This window comes from Lysobacter sp. Root604, assembly GCF_001427505.1.
GTDB lineage: Bacteria > Pseudomonadota > Gammaproteobacteria > Xanthomonadales > Xanthomonadaceae > Lysobacter.
Map to the genome: position 1 here is coordinate 362,044 of NZ_LMGS01000009.1, position 14,188 is coordinate 376,231.

The window sequence follows — 14,188 nt, forward strand, 5'->3', positions numbered from 1 at the left end:
TTCAATGTCTACCATGAGCTTCCAAATCCGCCCAGCCAACCTAGGCGATTCCGACGAGATCAGCGGGCTGATCACGGGCTGGGCCCACCATTACCTGGAAGATCCGCCGCCGCCGGAAGCCGCCGTTTTTCTGGCGACGCTTACGCCGGCCGCCACCGCCGAGCGCATCGCGGCGGCCAGTTACCGCTACTACATCGCGGAAGGTGCCGACGGAATTCTGGGCGTGATCGCCCTGCGCGAGGGTTTCCATCTCTACCATCTGTTCGTTCGTGAGAGCGCTCATGGGCGAGGCATCGCCCGCTCGCTTTGGGAGCGCGCCAAGTCCGAATCCGGCAGCGACAAGTTCATGGTCAACTCGTCTCTGCCTGCCATTCCCGTCTATCAGCGTTTTGGTTTCGTCGCCAAGGACGGTCCGCAATCGAAGAATGGCTTGGTGTACGTGCCTATGGAGTACGTACATGACCGCTGAGCGCTCAATCCACGTGGCGCGGAATCGCGTAGCCGCTTTGTTCGAGGACCAGATCGCGTGCGCCTGGCCCTACTTCTTGTCGTCCTGCTTATTGCTTCTGGCTGCACAACGGCCGCTCGTTACAGGGCCGTCGCACATCAGCTATTGGTGAATCCTCGTGATCGGCTGTTGATACACCAGCGCGACCCCGACAGCGATGACACGGGTCTCCTGGTGTCCGTCCCACGCAGCGCGTTCCTACGGAAGATGACCGAGGTCATGCAGGACGCCACGGCCATCGTGGCGCGCTTGACGCAGGAGATGGGAGCCGATGTTTGGACCGCTTATGTTCGCGATGCGCCGGTCTGGAACCGGCCGTGATGCGGGTGCCAGGTCAAGGCGTACGCGGATGGTTCAACACCAGCCAGTACAAGCCCACCTGCTTCACCGCCCACACGAACTGCTCGAAATCCACCGGCTTCTGGATGTAACTGTTCACGCCCAGGGCGTAGCTGGCTTCGACGTCGAAGGGTTCGGTGCTGGTGGTCAGCACCACCACCGGCAGGGTGCGGGTGGCTTCGTTGGCGCGGATCGCCTGCAGCACTTCGCGACCGTCGACCTTGGGCAGGTTGAGGTCCAGCAGCACGATCGAGGGCAGGTCGGCGGGGTCGCGGTCGGCGTAGCGGCCGCGCGCGAACAAATAGTCCAGGGCCTCGGCGCCGTCGCCGACCACCACCAGTTTGTTGGCGACCTTGGCCTCCTCGAACGCGAGCCGGGTCAGCTCGACGTCGTCGGGGTTGTCTTCGACCAACAGGATGACCTTATGCATGCGCGGCTACCTCGCCCGCGGCGGCGGGCAATTCGACGGTGAAAGTGCTGCCCACGTCGGGCTCGGATTGGGCGCGCAGCTGGCCGCGGTGGCGGTCGGCGATGCGCTTGGCGATCGCCAGTCCGAGACCGTGGCCGCCGCCCTGATCCGGGCCGTGCAGGCGCTGGAAGGGTTCGAACAGTTTGTGGGCGTAACGCATGTCGAAACCGGCGCCGTAGTCGCGGATCGCGATGCGTAGGCGGCCGTTGTCGCGCTCGCCGGATATTTCGATGCGGATCGGATCGCGCTCGCGCGAGAACTTCCAGGCGTTGCCCATCAGCTGGGTCAGCATCAGTTTGAGCAGGCGCTCGTCGCCTTCGACGAACAGGCCGGGTTGTACCCGGATGTCGGCGCGGCGGTGCGGATCGGCGTCCAGCAGCTCGGCGCCGACCCAGTCGGCGAGCAGGCTCAGGTCCACGCGCGCCTGCCGCATCGAGGTGCGGGTGACGTGCGAGAGGTCGTTGAGCGCGGCCAGCAGCGCGGTCATGCGTGCGGAGGCGGCGCGGATGCGGTCCAGGTAATCGCGGTCGGTCTCGTCCAGGCGCTCGGCGGCGCGATCGGCGAGCAGGCCGGAAAAGCTTTCGATCGAACGCAGCGGCGCGCGCAGGTCGTGGGCGACCGCGTCGGCGAACAGCTGCAGATGGCGGTGGGACGCATCCAATGCGTTGGCGAATTCGTCGGCGTCGGTGCGAGCCTGGGCTTCGGCCGCGAGCTGGTCGCCGATGTCGCGGATTTGCACTAGCAAACAACGCGGTGCGCCGTCGGCGCCGCGCACCAGGGCCACGTTGGCGTGCGTCCAGACCGCCGTGCCGTCGCGGCGCAGATAACGCTTGCGCACATCCAGTGCCGGAATGCCGCCGTCGTTGAGCCCCTCAAGGAAGCCGCGCGACAGGGCGACATCGTCGGGGTGGGTGAACTCGGCGGCGCTGCGGCCGACCATATCGGCGGCGGCGTAACCCAGCAGGCGCTCGAACACCGGATTGACCTCGACCCAGCGGCCGTGCAGATCGACGATGGCCATGCCGATGCCGGAGGCCTGCATCGCCATGCGGAAACGGTCCTCGCCCGTTTCGTGAGCGGCGGCTTCGGTCATTCGTTACGGACTCGGGGCTCCTCTGGCGGTGAAGTGTACCGGCTGCCGCCGTGACGGTGCGGTGCAGGGGGGCCGCGGGGCTGAACCGCGAGCGACTGCCGGAGCGCGCGCCGGAACCGCAGCGGCGCCGCGGACGCCGACCGACGCGGACGCTCCCGCCGGCGGCTCAGAACAGCTCGCCCTGGGGCGAATCCGGGCGCGGCGGCACGAATTGACCGGTGTCCAGGCCGGGCAAACGGCCGTAACCGATACGACGCCAAGCCTTGGCGAAGCGCTGCTCGATCAGCTGGGCGAAGGGGCCGGTGCCACGCATGCGGGTGCCGTAAGCGCTGTCGTAGTCCTTGCCGCCGCTCATCTGCTGGACCAGGCTCATCACGTGCTCGGCGCGGTCGGGATAGTGCAGGGCCAGCCACTCGCGCCAGATCGTCTTGAGCTCGTGCGGCAGGCGCAGGACCACGTAGCCGGCCGCGCGCGCGCCGGCCTCGAAGGCGGCGGCCAGGATGTGCTCGAGCTCGGCGTCGTTGATCATCGGGATCATCGGCGCGGCCATCACCCCGACCGGCACGCCGGCGTCGGCCAGCTCGCGCATCGCGCGCAGGCGCGCGTGCGGGGCGGAGGCGCGCGGCTCCATCTTCGCCGACAGGTGGTTGTCCAGGGTGGTGACCGAGAAGTACACGGTGACCAGCCCGCGCCGCGCCATCGGCGCGATCAGGTCGAGGTCGCGGACCACGCCGGCGTTCTTGGTGATCAGGCTGAAGGGATGCGCGCATTCGCTGAGCACCTCGATCAGCGAGCGGGTGATCTTGTAGCGGCGCTCGATCGGCTGGTAGGAATCGGTGTTGATGCCCAGCGCGATCGGCGCGCAGCGGTACGAGGGCCGCGCGAGCTCGGCGCGCAGGCGCTCGGCGGCGTTGGTCTTGGCGTAGAGCTTGGTTTCGAAGTCCAGCCCGGGCGACAGGTCGAGGTAGGCGTGCGAGGGCCGCGCGAAGCAGTACACGCAGCCGTGCTCGCAGCCGCGATACGGGTTGATCGATTGGCCGAAGGCGATGTCGGGCGATTCGTTGCGGTTGACGACGCTGCGCGCGCGTTCCTCGGTGACCTGGGTGTCCGGGCGCGAGACCTCGTCGGCCGGGTCGTGCAGCGAGCCCCAGCCGTCGTCCTCGCCTTGGGCGGTGGTGACCGCGTAACGCCCGGGCACGTAGGACGCCGCGCCGCGGCCTTTGATCGCGGCGGCTTGGATCGAGAGCTGGGAGCGGCGGGTGTCGTGCATGGGGGCAGGCTAGGCCGGGGGTGTCGCAGTTGTTGCGACGGGTTGGAGCCGGGGCGCTAGGCTGTTGTTGGCTATGAGGGGGCGACGGACCGTTCGTGATGAGTTCGTCGGACTGTGGATGACGATGGCTTGGGCTGTAGAAGCAAATCCCCCTCAATCCCCCTTTTTCAAAGGGGGAGGCAGGGCGAAGGGGGTGGATGGCCTGAGGCGGTGCTATTCGATCGCGAAGCTCACGTCCACCGAGGCGGTCACGCTGATCTGGCCGACCGACAGGGTGGCGCCGTCCGCGCTTTCGCCGCCGCCGTTGCTCTGCGACACGTTCTGCATCATCTGCCCTTGCCCACCGCCCCAGCTCGCGCCGCTGCGCCACCAACCGCCGGAATAGGATTCGGACACGCTCTGCACCGGGCCGCGGCGCGCGCCGAGCCCGGTGGTCAGGGCGTCGGCTTTTTCCTTGGCCGCCTGCACCGCCAGCGCGCGCGCGGCGTCGCGGTGCTTGCGCAGCTGCGAGGTGCGGAACTCGATGCCGTGGATGTGCTGCACACCGTTGTCGAGCAGGCCGGCGAGGATGGTTTCGAAGTGGTCGGTACGGGTCAGGCGGATGCCGATGCTCTTGCGCACGATGTATACCACCGGCACCACGCGCGAACGCTCCTGGGCGGCGCGGTCGCGGCTGTCGTCGTACTCGTACTGCGGTTCGATGCTGATGAAGTCGGTCTGCACGTCCTTGCTGGGCACGCCGTTGCGCGCGAGGAAGGCCAGCGCCGCGGCCACGCGTTCGTCGTTGAGACGCTTGGCCGGGGCGAGCTCGACGTTGCGGGTCTCGACGCCGACGTTGAGCAGGATTTCGTCCGGGGCGACCTTGATCTCGGCGCTGCCGGACACGCTGACCGTGCGCGCGGGGGCGACGCTGGCGGCCTGCGCTGCGGCGGGCAGCAGCGGGCTGGCCAGGAGGATCGGCAGCAACAGCGATGCGATTTTCATGGGTTGGAGTCCTGGGTCGTGGGTGTACGTCGGCGGCCGGGCGAGGAAGCTGCGCATCCGGGCTGGAGACAGCTTGCCGACCGCGCGGCGGCATGCCGTGGCGGGCGGATGCTTGCTTCATCCTAGGCGGTCGCTGTGCCAGTGCATCGTAGCGCCCGCGAATTGGCGCACACTTTGCGCGACTGTCGCCGCGGGCTAGCCTAGGCCTGCGATCGACGCGTCCGCGCCGATCGCCGCCTGGAGAGCCCCGTGTCCGACCTGTTGTCCTCGCTTTGGAACGCGATCAGCGGCATCCCCCACCTCAGTCTCTACCTGACCCTGGGCTGGGCCGCCTACCTGATCGGGCTGGGGCTGTGGATCGTGCTGCAAAAGCGCGAGCCGGTGGCGACCATCAGCTGGCTGATAAGTCTGGCCGCCCTGCCCTATCTGGGCTTCTTCATCTATTACGTGTTCGGTCCGCAGCGCATCCATCGCCAACGCCTGCGCCGGGTGCGCGCGCGCGCCGCGCTGCCGGCGACCATGTCGGGGCTGAGCGAGTCGCCGGAGGCGGTCGAGCTGGCCAAGCTGGCCCAGGCCACGACGGGGCTGCCGCCGACCACCGCGACCCAGGCGCGCTTGTTGATCGACGGCGGGGCCAAGTACGAGGCCCTGCTGGAGGCGGTCGGCCAGGCGCGCGAACACATCCACCTGGAGTACTACATCTACCAGCCCGACGCCTGCGGCCTGGCCTTGCGCGATGCCCTGGTCGAGCGAGCGCGCAACGGCGTGCAGGTGCGTTTGCTGCTGGACGCGGTGGGCTCGGGTTCCACCTCCAACCGCTTCCTGCAGCCGCTGGTCGACGCCGGCGGCGAGGTCGCCTGGTTCCATCCGATGAAGCTGCGCTGGTTCTGGAAGCGGCCGTGGTTGAACCTGCGCACCCATCGCAAGATCGTGGTGATCGACGGCCTGGTCGGCTTCACCGGCGGCATCAACATCACCGACGAGGAAGACGAGCGCATCCGCAAGGACGCCTACCGCGATCTGCACCTGCGCCTGGAAGGCGACGTGGTGCGCGAACTGCAGCTGGTGTTCTGCGAGGACTGGGCCTACGCGACCGGGCAGGCGCCGCCGCGTCTGCAGCATCCGGCGCCGCAGCCGGGCGCGGTGGCCGCGCAGGTGCTGGTGTCGGGGCCGGATTCGTCCTGGGAGGCGATCCACCGCCTGCACGTGGGCGCGATCCATGCCGCTCGCGAGCGGGTGTGGCTGGTGACGCCCTATTTCGTGCCCGGCGAAGCCGCGCGCATGGCCCTGACCTCGGCCGCGCTAGGCGGGCTGGATGTGCGCCTGCTGGTACCTCGGCTCAGCGACAGCCGCCTGGTCACGTATGCGGCGCGTTCCTACTTCGACGAACTACTGGAGGCCGGAGTCAAGATCCACGAGTACGGCCCGCGCATGCTGCACACCAAGGCGCTGCTGTGCGACGAGGACCTGGCCATCATCGGCAGCGCCAACTTCGACCACCGCAGCTTCCGCCTGAATTTCGAGATCTCGGTCCTGTTCCACGACCGCGGCCTGGCCGCCGAGCTGGCCCAACTGATCCAGACCGAATGCAGCTATGCCCCGCGCGTGCGCGCCGACCGCGAACAGGGGCTGTGGCGGCGGCGCCTGCCCGAGGCGCTGGCGCGCCTGGTCTCGCCCTTGCTGTGAACGCGCACTGGGTCACGTCGCGCGCGACGAGCGGTCGCCGCAACGGGCTTGTCGGGCTGTAGGCGGGCGGGCGGCGCGCTACACTCGCGGCGACTGGCAACCACCCTAACGACGGGAGCACCGCCGCGATGTATTGGCTGTTTTTGCTGCTGGCCCTGGCCGCGCTCGTAATCGCCTTCAAAGCCTCCTCGGGCCTGTTGCTCGTGGTGTCCCTGCTGGCCTCGTTGGGGTTCTTCATCGCCTGGATCCTGGGCCTGCTGGCCGCGCGCATCGGCAGCAGCAGCCGCGATGAGGGCTTGATGCTGGATCCGAACGAGCTGCGCCGTCTGCGCGAGCAGGCCGAGGCGCGCAAGCTGGCGGCCGCGCAGCCGCCGCAGACCTCTTCGTCGGAGCCGCAGCAGCAGCGTTGAGCTACGCCGCGCACGCGCGGCGCTTGCGCGCTGCCCTGCCCGGGCCGCCCGCGCCGACAAGGTCGGTGCAGGTTCGATAGCGCGACGATTCCTTCCCTTGTGGAAGCGGTGCAAGCCGCGATGCTTTGGTGCTTGCTTGGTCGCGCCCGACGTTCCCACGGGAAACAAGCGGGGCGCGCATTGCATCGCGGTTGCGCGCGGTCCGCGCGTTTGGTGTTCGTCGTGGCTTGCGCCGCTCCTACAGGGGGCGCTGGTGGGTTTCGTCGTGGGTGGGATTCGTTGCGGCTTGCGCCACTCCCACAGGGGCGCTGGTGGGTTCGATCGTGGGTGGGGTTTATCGCGGCTTACGCCGCTCCCACAGGGGTGATGTCTCCTGCTTGGGGTTGGACATCGACTTTGGGGCTCGTCGGTTTCGATGCGGGCGCGGGCTTGGGAAACGCGGCGCTGCGGCCTAGACTGCGCGGATGACCGTACTCAGCGTCAACGTCAACAAGATCGCGGTGCTGCGCAATTCGCGCGGCGGTAACGAGCCGGACGTGGTGACGGCCGCACGCGCCTGCCTCGATGCCGGCGCGCACGGCATCACCGTGCACCCGCGTCCGGATGCGCGCCATATCCGCGACTACGACGTCGCCGCGCTGGCCGAGCTCACCCGCGAGCGCGGGGTCGAGTTCAATCTGGAAGGCAATCCCTTCGCGCCGGCGCGGGCGGGCTATCCGGGGTTCCTGGCCTTGTGCGCGCAGGCGCGGCCGGCGCAGGCGACCCTGGTGCCGGACGGCGACGGCCAACTCACCTCCGACCACGGTTTCGATTTCCGCCGCGACGGCGAATCGCTACGGCCGCTGATCGCCGAGCTCAAGGCGCTGGGCTGCCGGGTCAGCGTGTTCGCCGACGCCGGTTCGCAGGATTTCGAGATCGCCGCGGCGATCGGCGCCGACCGAGTCGAGCTTTACACCGGCCCCTATGCCGAGGCCCACGCGGCCGGCGACCCGGCTACGGCGCTGGCCCTGTTCGCCGATGCCGCCCGGCGCGCACAGGCGGCCGGGCTGGGGGTGAACGCCGGCCACGACCTCAGTCAGGCGAATCTGGGCGAGTTCCTGCGCGCGATGCCGCAGGTGCTGGAAGTGTCGATCGGCCACGCCCTGATCGGCGAGGCCTTGTACGCGGGACTGGATGCGACGGTGCGGGCCTACCTGCGTCTGCTGTAGGCCCGAGCCGGGCGCGAATGCCGCGCTTATTCGAGCGCGAGATTCTGCAGGCCGCTTTCCTTGGCCGCCGAGACCGCGGTGGCGAAGCCCTGGTAGTCGGCGTCGGCGTTGGCGCTGATCTGCAGCACCGTGCGCGGCGCAGCCTTGGCCAGGTTGGCCAGTTCGTCGCTCAGCATGGCTTTGGCCACGGCCTGGCCGTCCAACAGGTAGCTGCCGTCGGCCTGGACCGACAGCTGCGCACGCGGCGGCGGCTCGGCCTTGTCGGGCGGCGTCGGCAGTGGCAGCTTCAGGTCCAAGGTGCCGCTCATGACCGGCGCGGCGACCATGAAGATCACCAACAGCACCAGCATGACGTCGACCAGGGGGGTGATGTTGATCTCGGCGACGGCGCGCGCGTCGCGGCGGGACGGGGACTCGAAATACGCGGAGACGGCCATTGCTCTACCCCCACTAGGGCGGGATGCCCGATCTCACGCTAAACCCGATCCGGCCCGGCTGGCAAGGCCCAAAAAAAACGCCGCCCGAGGGCGGCGTTTTCACGACGGTAAGCGTCAAACTTGTCGATCGGTCAGTCGTTTTGGACGAAGCCGATCTTTTCCATATTGGCGTTCTTTGCCTTCGCCAGCACCTTGGCGAGGATGCCGTAATCGGCATCGGTGCTGACGTCGATCTCCAGCATCGGCTGGTTGGTCGGATCACGCTGCACTTCGGCGCCCATCATGCTCTGGAGCGCCGTGATCGGTTGCGGCGTATCGTTCCAGAAGACCTGACCCGAGGCGTCGATGCGCAGACGGATCGGCTCCTTCGGCGGCGTCGGCGGCGGCGGCGTGGTCGTGCGCTGCGGCAGATTGACTTCGATCGGGTAAGACATCACGGGCGCCGTCACCATGAAGATGATCAGCAACACCAGCATCACGTCCACCAGGGGCGTGACGTTGATGTCGGCCATCGGTGCGCCTGCGCCGGAGCCAGAACTGAATGCCATAAATAGTCTCCGGGTGCCTTAACGTTCTTTGATCGCTACGAAGCCGACCTTGCGCATGCCTTGGCTCTGCGCAATCTTCACCACGTCTTGCACGATGCGGTACTTGGTCGTCTTGTCGCCGCGGACGTTGATCTGCGGCTGCGGCGTCTTCTGCGCTTCGATCGAGAGCCGGCTTTCCAGCAGGCCCTTGGTGATCGGTTCGTCGTTCCAGAACAACGAACCGTCTTCCTTCACAGCCAAGGTGATCGGCTGGGTCGCGGGCGGCTTATCGCTCGGCTTGTTGAGGGTGGCTTCGGGCAACTCGACCTTGACCTTATGCGACATCAGAGGCGCCGTGATCATGAAGATGATCAGCAGCACCAGCATCACGTCCACGAGGGGCGTGACGTTGATCTGTGCCATCGGGCCGCCGCTATCGCTGTCTGTACTGAAGGCCATGTCCGAACTCCAACTACTACAAGTAAGGTGAAGACGTCGCGGTTAGGCGACTTAGCGCTTAGCGGCCAGTTCGCCGACGCGCGAACCGGTAGCGAAGAAGTCGTGCAGGTCGTGCGCGAACGTGTCGAACTTGTTGTTCGTGACGCGGTTCAGGCGGACGAAGAAGTTGTACGCGAGCACCGCCGGGATGGCGACGAACAGACCGATGGCGGTCATGATCAGCGCTTCACCCACCGGGCCGGCGACGGCGTCGATCGAAGCCTGGCCGGTCGCACCGATCTTGATCAGGGCGTGGTAGATGCCCCACACGGTACCGAGCAGGCCGACGAACGGCGCGGTCGAACCGACGGTGGCGAGCACGGTCAGGCCGCTTTCCAGACGCGAGGATTCGCGGGTCACACCCTGACGCAGGGCGCGATCGACGAACTCGGAACGGTTCAGCGACTCGACCAGGCGCGAACCTTCGTGGCGCTGGTGGTGAGCGGCGGCCTGGGCGGCGTCGAGCGCGATCTTGGAGAACGGTTCGCTACGCGACTGTTCTTCCATGAAGCGGATGGCGTCCTGGGCGTTCGGGGTTTCCCAGAACGTGCTGACGACGCGATCCGAACTGCCGCGAAGACGCAGGTTCTTCACGAAGTTCACGACGATCCAGTAGACCGACAGGACCGACATGATCGCGAGCGTGAGGAACACGACCCAGCCGACCAGGTCGAAGTTTTGCAACAGATGGGCGAAGCTCATCTGCTGGAGGGCTTCGGCGTTGGAGCCCCCGGCAGTAGCAGCGGTGGTGGTTTCCTGCAGCATGACGCTTACCTTTGAATGTCGTGGATAAGGAAAGAAGAGTTACGTGGTGCGTTACAACCGTCCCGCGAACCCGATCAGTTCGGAGGGACGAAATCTACCGGGACGCGAACCTTGCTGGTCACACCAACGCCGTTGCGCATCTCGGGGTTGAACTTCCACTTCCGTGCGGCATCCATGGCGCTGCGGTCGAGGTTGCGGTTGCGGCTGGACTTCTCGACGGAGACGTCGAGCACGTTGCCCGAGGCATCGATGGTGATGACCAGGACCACGGTGCCGCCCACGCCTTGACGCGCTTCGGTCGGCGGGTACTTAGGCGGATTGAGTCGCTTCGACGACGGATCGACGCCGGAGCTGATGGTGGTGGCCGGAGCGGGCGTCGACGGCGGGGTCGGCGGTTCCTGCTGGACATCCACCGGGCTCGGCTCGTCGACGACGATCGGCGGGTCTTCCGGCGGCGGCGGCAGCGGAGTCGGCTGCGGCGCGGCCAGCTGCTTGATCTGCTGCGGCGGCGGCGGTTCCGGCGGCGGCGGCGGGGGCGGCGGCGGCGGTTCCGGCGGCTTGATCAGGTTGACGACGGTCACCTGTTCTTCCGCCTTTTCGGTCGCCGGCGGCGCCATCGGCGCGAGCAGCAAGAGCAGCGCCGCGACATGCACGGCGATCGCGGAGGTGATACCGGCGATACGTGCCCAGTTCAGCCCTTCGCGGTCGTCATCTTTCTTAGCGTGGATTTCGAGGTCTTGCGTCATGCCGTCAGCTCGGGAAGTGTTTCCGGACGCAAGGGCGCCACGGGCCGTCGTTCGGTTCTCGCAACCGTTTCCAGTCGCGTGAACCTCCTAGCATATACCAAACCGCGCCCTAGGTTCCAAGGGCGGATTTGCCTATCGTGCGCCGATTATTTACCCGGCAGCGCGATGATCTTCTTGGCGTCGTCGGGCTTCTTCACGCCCTTGGCGATCGCCTGCTTGGCGGCTTCCTTGGCCTCTGGAATGCGGTCTTCCTGCCACAAGACACGAGCGAGATTGAGGTAGGTCTCGCCATCGGGCGCGAGCGGGGCGGCCTTCTTGTACGCCTCGATCGACGGGTTCACCTGGTCGGAGAAGTAGTACGACTGCGCCAGCGCCAGGTAGGCCTGGAAATCCGGCTTCAGCACGCCCTTGCTCAGACCGTCGTTGATGACCTCGGCGGCCTTCTTCTCGTTACCGTCGATCTGCAGGTAGGTCGAGTAGAGCTGACGGTAGTCCTTGTCTTCGTTGAGCTGACCGGCGGCGCGCAGCTTCTCCAGCACCGCGGCGGCCTTGTCGAACTGGTCGGCCTGCAGGTAGGTGGCGACCAGGTTGAGCTGGGCGCGCTTGTCGCCCGGGTTCTTGCTGGCGACGGCTTCGGCCATCTTGGTCGCTTCGCCGGTCTGGCCGGACTCGGCGTAGGCGGCCATCAGCAGCTGCTGCCAGTCGGACTTGGGCTCCGGCGAGGCGTCGATGGCCTGCTTGATGATCGGCGCGGCGTCCTTGTAGCGCTCCAGGCGGTACAGGGCGTTGCCCTTGACGATCAGGTGCTCGGGCTTGGTGCTCTTGGTCTCGCCGAGGAAGCGATCCATGGTCGCCAGCGCCTCGGCGTACTTGTCTTCCTGCAGCTGCAGCTGGGCCATCATGAACATGGCGCCGTAGTGGCCGTTGTTGTCCAGGCCGTTGAACTCCAGGGCCTTGGTCAGATAAGCGATGGCGGCGGCGCTGTCGTCGGCGCCGTAGGCCAGCTGCGCGCCGATCTGGGCGGCGAAGGAGCGGTCGTAGGCGTTGGCGGCCGGGTTGGCGATGATCTCGTCGGCGATGGCGCGGCCTTCGGCCGGCTTATCGTCGTCGTAGAAATCCATCATTTTCTTCAGCTTCGGCGTGACCTTGGCCGAGGCCTTGGCGTCGGGCTGCTCGCGGGTGGCATTGGGGTATTCGACCTTGGACGCCGAGGAAGAGGTCTTCTTGTCTTCCTTCTTGTCCGCGTGACGCTGACGGCGCTCTTCGGCCCGTTCCATCGCCGACTGCGCGTGAACCTGGGCGATCGAGCCCAGCGCGAGCACGGCGCCGATGGCGGCCGTCAGCACGGTGCGATGGCGGGTGGAGAGCTTGTTCATGGTCACCTCAATCAGCTGCCGCCGTGGCGGGGTCGATGGCCGCAGGGCCGGGGGGCCGTCACGCTAACAGAAACGCGGGGCCGGGCGATACGGGGTTTTACAGCGGTTAATGCTTCTCGTTCATCCACACTTGGGCGTACGGCCGGCCGAACGCGCCTGTTGGTACACCGGCATCAGCCCGCCGGCCCGCGCGCGCAGTTCCTGGATGCGCGATTGCGGGTCCGGATGGGTGGACAACCACTGCGGTGGCCGGCTCTGGCTGGCGGCGATCATGTTCTGCCACAGGTTCACCGCCTGCTGCGGGTCGAAGCCGGCCTGGGCCATCAGCTGCTGGCCGACCACGTCGGCCTCGGATTCCTGGGTGCGCGAACCGGGCAGCAGGAACAGGCCCTGCACCGCGGCGCCGCCGAGCTGGTTGGTGGCGCTGGCCGCGCCCTCGCCGTAGCGCGAGCCGAGCAGGGCGCCGGCGATGCTCAGGCCGGTCTGGGCGGTGACCTGGCGGGTGATGCGCTCATCGTGGTGGCGCGAGACCACGTGGCCGACCTCGTGGGCGATCACCGCCGCCAGCTGGTCCTGGTTCTTGGCGACGCTGAAGATGCCGGTGTTCACGCCGACCTTGCCGCCGGGCAGGGCGAAGGCGTTGGGCGAGGTATCGACGAACACCGCGACGTCCCATTGCGCCTGCCAGCCGGCGGGCAGCTGGCGGGTCACCGCATCGACCACGCAGCGCACATAGGCGGTCTGGCGCGCGTCGGTGCTGAGCTTGCCCTTGGACTTGGCGTCGATGAACGCCTGCGCGCCCATCTGGTTGAGCTGTTCCTGCGATACCGCGCCCACGCTCTGGCGACGCCCGGTGGGCGAGGTGGTGGTGGCGCAGGCGGCGACGACCAGCGCGATCGAGACACCGAGCAGTAAACGCTTCACTGAGCAGAATTCCCCTTGCGTATGACCGCGTTGTAGACCGATCGGTATTAACTTTTCGTCAAACGCGCCAGGGCGGGGACATCAGCCCTGCAAAACCAGCAGGGCGCAGGCGAGCAGATTGTTGATCGCGTGCGCGGCGATGGCCGCCCACAGCGTGCCGGTGCGGCGGTAAACCCAGGCGAAGGCGGCGCCGATGCTGGCGTAGGTCAGCCACAACAGGCTGATCGCGCCGGGGCCGTTGCCGCTCAGGCCGGGCAGTTCGTGCAGCAGGGCGAAGGCCAGGCTGCTCAGGACGATGCCCAGGCCGGGCAGGCCGGCGGCCCAGAAGCGCCCGAACAGCACGCGCCGGAACAGCAGCTCTTCGTAGGCCGGCGCCAGCAGCACCGCGAACACCAGGGTGAGGACGAACTGGCTGCGCAGGGCGGCCTGGATCATCTCGACGTTGCTGGGCAAGGGTTCGATGCCGAACTGCTCGCCGATCCAGCTCAGCGCGGCGCTGAGGCCGAAGCTGGCCAGGCCCACGCCCGCGGCCCAGGCCCAGGTGGAAGGCCGGCACGCGGCGCGCCAGGAGGCGGCGCGTTCCTCGCGCCCGGCGCGGCGGCGCAGCAGGTAGACCGCGAGCGAGGCGCCGCCCATCGCGACCAGGGCCATCGCCAGCTGAGCCAGGCCGCCGGGCTGGCCGACGTCGCGCAAGGCTTCGGTGGCGGTCGCGCCTTGGTGCGCCAGGCCGATCTGGAAGCCGCGCACCAGCGCCCAGGCCACCATGGTGGCGAAGCTCAGGGCCAGCATGATCGCGACCGCGATCAGGAAATCCAGCGCGGCGTGGCCGAGCACCGCGCGGGTGCGCGGCGCGGGCAGGGCCGCCGCGGGCGGCAGCGGCGGTGGCACGGCCGCGGGCAGGGCGGCGGCCGTGGGCCCGGGATCGCGCTCGGAATCTGGCGCCATCGG

The 14,188-nt window shown here is 67.7% G+C and carries 16 protein-coding genes; 4 read left to right on the forward strand and 12 right to left on the reverse strand.

Features of this window, described 5'->3' with window-relative positions; translation table 11 throughout:
* Nucleotides 1-13 precede the first annotated feature (13 nt).
* Nucleotides 14-469 (forward strand): GNAT family N-acetyltransferase, encoded by a 456-nt coding sequence (locus ASD69_RS09975; RefSeq protein ID WP_056177399.1) that lies wholly within the window; start codon nt 14-16, stop codon nt 467-469.
* A gap of 373 nt (nt 470-842) precedes the next feature.
* On the opposite strand, the gene ASD69_RS09985 is transcribed toward ASD69_RS09975, so the two are convergent.
* The 4 genes from ASD69_RS09985 to ASD69_RS10000 all read right to left on the reverse strand — a co-directional run bounded on the left by ASD69_RS09985 (nt 843) and on the right by ASD69_RS10000 (nt 4,663).
* Nucleotides 843-1,277, reverse strand: a complete 435-nt coding sequence (locus ASD69_RS09985; protein WP_056177404.1) for a response regulator — start codon at nt 1,275-1,277, stop codon at nt 843-845.
* On the reverse strand, nt 1,270-2,409 hold the full coding sequence (locus tag ASD69_RS09990) for an ATP-binding protein (protein ID WP_056177406.1): 1,140 nt from the start codon (nt 2,407-2,409) through the stop codon (nt 1,270-1,272). Before ASD69_RS09990 ends, ASD69_RS09985 begins: the two co-directional genes overlap by 8 nt.
* A 166-nt stretch (nt 2,410-2,575) precedes the next feature.
* The gene (locus tag ASD69_RS09995; protein WP_056177408.1) at nt 2,576-3,679 is read right to left on the reverse strand and encodes a PA0069 family radical SAM protein; all 1,104 of its coding nucleotides are present in this window, start codon (nt 3,677-3,679) and stop codon (nt 2,576-2,578) included.
* Between the two features lie 213 nt (nt 3,680-3,892).
* A complete protein-coding gene (locus ASD69_RS10000; RefSeq protein WP_056177410.1) occupies nt 3,893-4,663 on the reverse strand; it encodes an SIMPL domain-containing protein in 771 nt (256 codons plus the stop codon).
* 249 nt (nt 4,664-4,912) lie between these two features.
* Between ASD69_RS10000 and cls the strand changes: the two genes are divergently transcribed.
* The 3 genes from cls to ASD69_RS10015 all read left to right on the forward strand — a co-directional run bounded on the left by cls (nt 4,913) and on the right by ASD69_RS10015 (nt 7,967).
* A complete protein-coding gene (gene cls / locus ASD69_RS10005) occupies nt 4,913-6,349 on the forward strand; it encodes a cardiolipin synthase (RefSeq protein ID WP_056177412.1) in 1,437 nt (478 codons plus the stop codon).
* Between the two features lie 128 nt (nt 6,350-6,477).
* Entirely contained in the window at nt 6,478-6,759 is a 282-nt protein-coding gene (locus ASD69_RS10010; protein WP_056177413.1) for a hypothetical protein, read from the forward strand.
* A 464-nt stretch (nt 6,760-7,223) separates the two neighbouring features.
* Complete coding sequence (locus tag ASD69_RS10015; RefSeq protein ID WP_056177415.1) at nt 7,224-7,967, forward strand: pyridoxine 5'-phosphate synthase; 744 nt, start codon at nt 7,224-7,226, stop codon at nt 7,965-7,967.
* 26 nt (nt 7,968-7,993) lie between these two features.
* Here ASD69_RS10015 and ASD69_RS10020 read toward each other — a convergent pair whose 3' ends face one another.
* From ASD69_RS10020 to ASD69_RS10055, 8 genes are all read right to left on the reverse strand, one after another.
* A complete protein-coding gene (locus ASD69_RS10020; RefSeq protein WP_056177418.1) occupies nt 7,994-8,404 on the reverse strand; it encodes a biopolymer transporter ExbD in 411 nt (136 codons plus the stop codon).
* Nucleotides 8,405-8,535: 131 nt separating this feature from the next.
* On the reverse strand, nt 8,536-8,952 hold the full coding sequence (locus ASD69_RS10025; protein WP_056177419.1) for a biopolymer transporter ExbD: 417 nt from the start codon (nt 8,950-8,952) through the stop codon (nt 8,536-8,538).
* 18 nt (nt 8,953-8,970) lie between these two features.
* Nucleotides 8,971-9,390, reverse strand: coding sequence for a biopolymer transporter ExbD (locus ASD69_RS10030; protein ID WP_056177421.1), 420 nt, complete (start codon nt 9,388-9,390; stop codon nt 8,971-8,973).
* 51 nt (nt 9,391-9,441) lie between these two features.
* Nucleotides 9,442-10,194, reverse strand: a complete 753-nt coding sequence (locus ASD69_RS10035; protein WP_056177423.1) for a MotA/TolQ/ExbB proton channel family protein — start codon at nt 10,192-10,194, stop codon at nt 9,442-9,444.
* A gap of 74 nt (nt 10,195-10,268) precedes the next feature.
* Entirely contained in the window at nt 10,269-10,940 is a 672-nt protein-coding gene (locus ASD69_RS10040) for an energy transducer TonB (RefSeq protein ID WP_056177425.1), read from the reverse strand.
* A 146-nt stretch (nt 10,941-11,086) separates the two neighbouring features.
* On the reverse strand, nt 11,087-12,217 hold the full coding sequence (locus ASD69_RS10045; RefSeq protein WP_157489528.1) for a tetratricopeptide repeat protein: 1,131 nt from the start codon (nt 12,215-12,217) through the stop codon (nt 11,087-11,089).
* A gap of 219 nt (nt 12,218-12,436) precedes the next feature.
* A complete protein-coding gene (locus tag ASD69_RS10050; RefSeq protein ID WP_056177429.1) occupies nt 12,437-13,240 on the reverse strand; it encodes a M48 family metallopeptidase in 804 nt (267 codons plus the stop codon).
* 81 nt (nt 13,241-13,321) lie between these two features.
* Nucleotides 13,322-14,185, reverse strand: a complete 864-nt coding sequence (locus ASD69_RS10055; protein ID WP_056177431.1) for a CPBP family intramembrane glutamic endopeptidase — start codon at nt 14,183-14,185, stop codon at nt 13,322-13,324.
* Nucleotides 14,186-14,188 lie beyond the last annotated feature (3 nt).